This window comes from Gammaproteobacteria bacterium (assembly GCA_027296625.1).
Classification (GTDB): Bacteria; Pseudomonadota; Gammaproteobacteria; order JAKEHO01; family JAKEHO01; genus JAKEHO01.
Map to the genome: position 1 here is coordinate 1 of JAPUIX010000094.1, position 3348 is coordinate 3348.

Annotated in this window: 2 protein-coding genes and 1 pseudogene; all 3 read right to left on the reverse strand. The window is 52.7% G+C overall.

The features are described 5' to 3' along the window. Positions 1–306: 306 nt before the first annotated feature. A complete protein-coding gene (locus O6944_04935) occupies positions 307–1017 on the reverse strand; it encodes a DUF3313 domain-containing protein (GenBank protein ID MCZ6718482.1) in 711 nt (236 codons plus the stop codon). 59 nt (positions 1018–1076) lie between these two features. Continuing rightward, a complete protein-coding gene (locus O6944_04940; GenBank protein ID MCZ6718483.1) occupies positions 1077–2837 on the reverse strand; it encodes a sulfatase-like hydrolase/transferase in 1761 nt (586 codons plus the stop codon). Positions 2838–3027: 190 nt separating this feature from the next. Further along, positions 3028–3183: pseudogene (locus O6944_04945) on the reverse strand (IS1380 family transposase). Positions 3184–3348: the final 165 nt, after the last annotated feature.

The window sequence follows — 3348 nt, forward strand, 5'->3', positions numbered from 1 at the left end:
GTGAACTGCCATCTGAGATCCACGTTGTTAACCGCAGCAAGCGGATTGGACGCGTTCTCTTCTGCCGCGGCCATACTTGTCACGAGCGTCAAGCCAAAAGCGAGGAAATATTTTCGCATCACGTATCCGAGCTGCATCTGCGTTGTGACGCCATTCGCCGGGAGCGAGATCGAACGCCAAGATTTTCAGCGCTCGACCTCATTGCCGGTGCAAGGTCTCAGTTGTGGCGCCGACGGACCTGGAGCACCGGAAGCGGGCCAGTCCATTGATCGCGGCGCGTTCCCTAGAAATCGATCCACACACCTTTTACGCTACCGGCTTTTCGCAGTCCGTATCACCGCGGGCCAGACAAAGCTGATAGCGCATGATCTGGGCGTAGAGCTTCATGATTTTGTTGACATCGGCCCAGCCATTCAACTGATCCTCGTTGAGGACCTTGCCCCCGGCGCGAGAATCGATACCGGCGCCAAACAGCTCCCGCGTATCGGCGTCTCGCACTTCAAACTCGATTTTGAGCTGCCCGGTAAAGGATGGTTTTCCGGTCACGTAACTGGCAAGTTTGGTCGCCACGACGCCAACCGGAACGATCGTCGAGATGGTATCCAGGGCCACACTGCTCTTCGTCGCTCGGACTATGGCGACCTGAAATCGCAAGGTATTGGGTCCCGGTGCGGCAACCAGCTCGTAATCCTTGCTGAGTTCGCTGGCGAGGAGGGCATGAAAGTTATTCACTAACGTTTGCGCATCTTCCGCGTCGATAGCATCATCCGAGTCCTCCCCTACGAACGATACGACGGGATCGAGGAGAATCTTGTCGTGTCGTGAAATATCCATATCTTTGTTTATGTAGCCCAATCCGGCTCGAACCGAATCGTTGGTCGGCTCCAGCTTCGCATAGACCTCGTCCGTCAAGAAACCGGCTGTTTCGAGATCGTCGATCTGCACGACGCCCGCACAAGCGCCCAAGGACATGAGGCTCGCTGCCACCAGGGCATAACCGAATTTCGATAGAGTCATTGTTACCTCTCTTGAAGATGCTGTTGAATTTTCGCGAACGGCCAACAATTGGCCCGCGGCTAGTTTTCTCCGGATATGATACTCTGAGAAAGTTTGAGATTTTCGATCAGCCTAATTGTCTCCGGCCGTAGATTTTCGATGCCACCATAAACTTCACCATGAGCTGGCTTACGATTCGGGAACCTCTTTTTCATCGCCTGATGCCTTTTGATCATCATGCCAAAATTAGCGCCAAAACCGACACCAAGTTGGATGGAGTCTTGTGGGCGATCCTCTCTGGGGTCCTTGTAGAGGTCGAAAATCCCCGCCAAAATCGGATTGTCCCCAGGTCCAGGAACATGCATCTTGAACTGCTGCTTGACGACCGATTTTAGCACCGGACCCTCATATATGAAGACATAGTCGCGTCGCCCTTTGCCCTCACCTAACAATAATACGGGAGTTTGGTCGATCCCATCAATCAGTCGGTCACGGGGAATGTGCTTGTCGGCATTCGCAAGTCGGGCAAACGTTGTAAACAGATCTGCAACATGAAAAATGTCTTTGGCTCTTGAACCTGGTTTCAGAACTCCAGGCCAGCGGACGAAAGCATTGACACGAACCCCACCTTCTAGATGCTGGCCCTTACCTCCGCGGTAGATGCGGTCCGACTGACCACTTTTGTCTACGAATTGCATGAACGGCCCGTTGTCTCCCATGACGACAACAATAGTGTTATCTGCAATGCCAAGTTCATCTATCTTGTCCGTGATTTTCCCGATCCATTCATCGACTGTGACCAAGGCTTCCGGAATCGGGCCGCCGTTTAATGTTCTGCCCTGTTTGATATCAGAGCGAGTAAATGTCAGCGGGTACATGGGCCAATATTGCAGAAAAAATGGTTGGTCCTGGCCAGCCAGTTTGTCCAACTGGTCCATCACGGCGTTGAAGTAGCCTTCCTCCATGCGGCGGTAGTCATCTGCATCAAATTGGTCGCCCGGGTTCATGTTTACTTCGCGATATTTGCCGCCCTTTTTCCCGACAATACCGTAAACCATTGCAAATGGATCGATACGGAAGGCCGAATCGGTTTCAAAATCGTTGGAACGAAGGGTCATATCTACGCCGGTAGCAAGCCCTTCAAGAAGTGCCGTTTTATTCAAAATCGCTATCTGGCCTTGCTGGTGTACGGGATGCTCAGCATAGTCAAAGCCCTGGTTGATAGCGAAAGACTCCTCTATGTCACCCAGATGCCATTTGCCAATGTGGACGGTGGCATATCCTGACTCGCTGAGAACCTCAGCTAGTGTTATTTCCCACCCTGGCAATCCTTCTCCTTCAGGAACCGCCTTGGCTTCATCAAACCCCGTACGGAAGGGGGAGCGCCCGGTCATCATTGCTACGCGTGTGGGGGTGCAAGACGGCTCGGTGTACATCCGCATAAGGGACAGACCCGCGTCCGCGAATTTGGAAATATTGGGTGTTGAATAGCCACGGATGACATCAAGGTTCGGCATTCCGATCTCACCGAAGCCCAGGTCATCAAGCAGTATATAGACGATATTGGGCGGCTTACCGCCGTTCTTTTCGCGAATACCCGCGAGCAACGCATCGATTTCCGCGTCCTCTTTTGCCCATTTTTCACCGTGCTGAGCGGCCAACATCAAGTTTTCCGCGTCATGGATGATAGGGGCCGGTTGGGCCGAAGCTATACTGGTCAGTCCACAAATGACGGTGGCACAGGCAAATGAGATTTTTGACATCATCTTTTTGTTCTCCGGTATTTCCGTAAAGGGGGGTGCCCTCAACTGATCGACGCAACACTTTATCTTATCCGACATTTACCAGATGACCACCAGGATTGTGAAGTTCGTATACTCCCTACTACCGTCGGGGGGACATAAATTTCTCCGCAGCCAATCGATAGATTGATTTTTCGGTTTTCCTGTGTCCAGAAGGCCATTCGCCCAGTTTTTCCACCAATCGGACACACCTCTCCTGTCGTTTGACCTGGCCGTCGATTTTCCCGGCCTACGCCGGAACGAGTTTTCGTCGCAGATCATCAATCAGGTTCAGGATTTTCTGGAACAAGTCCCTCGGCACGGCAACTTCGCCCAATTGGAAAGTGACATAACGACCCCGGCGGACCACCTTGGCTCCGACTTTGAGCAGCTTCTCCCGCAGCGCTCAGCGGCCAATGCTCTGCTCCCTCCGATACGCCTGACTTCTCCTTTGGGTCACAAGCGGAAGTCCAGCGTGGGCCTCGGAATGTCCGGAGTTGAGGGGTGCTCTCAACTGATCGACGCAACACTTTATCTTAAATGGAAGGATGGAGGGTGTTGCGATGGTTGG

Coding starts and splice junctions, on each gene's coding strand:
- O6944_04935 (MCZ6718482.1), bottom strand. CDS start 1,017: ATGACTCTATCGAAATTCGGTTATGCCCTGGTGGCAGCGAGCCTCATG.
- O6944_04940 (MCZ6718483.1), bottom strand. CDS start 2,837: ATGTCGGATAAGATAAAGTGTTGCGTCGATCAGTTGAGGGCACCCCCC.